At 63.9% G+C, this 285-nt stretch carries 1 protein-coding gene; it reads left to right on the top strand.

What is annotated here, in order from left to right:
- On the top strand, positions 1–285 hold a 285-nt coding region (locus GV790_RS30000), incomplete at both ends, for a phosphoenolpyruvate carboxykinase domain-containing protein (RefSeq protein WP_163818181.1).

Here is a 285-nt window from a genome sequence, read left to right as displayed (position 1 = left end):
CCCTAATGCCATCGCGACCATCGAACGCGGTAACTCGGTCTTCACCAATACCGCTTTCACCGATGACGGCGACGTCTGGTGGGAGGGCCTCACTGACACCCCGCCCGCCCATCTTGTCGACTGGCACGGCAAGGATTGGACACCGGCGTCAGAAACACCTGCCGCACACCCAAATTCGCGCTATTGCACCCCAATCGAGCAATGCCCGTCGGTGGCGCCGGAGTGGAACGATCCCGCAGGCGTGCCGATCTCGGCCATCTTCTTCGGCGGGCGCCGGGCAAGCAC

The sequence above is a fragment of the Nocardia cyriacigeorgica genome, from assembly GCF_010858045.1.
GTDB lineage: Bacteria > Actinomycetota > Actinomycetes > Mycobacteriales > Mycobacteriaceae > Nocardia > Nocardia cyriacigeorgica_E.
The sequence above is the reverse complement of the archived record's forward strand: the minus strand, read 5'-3'. Positions and strand labels throughout refer to the sequence as shown.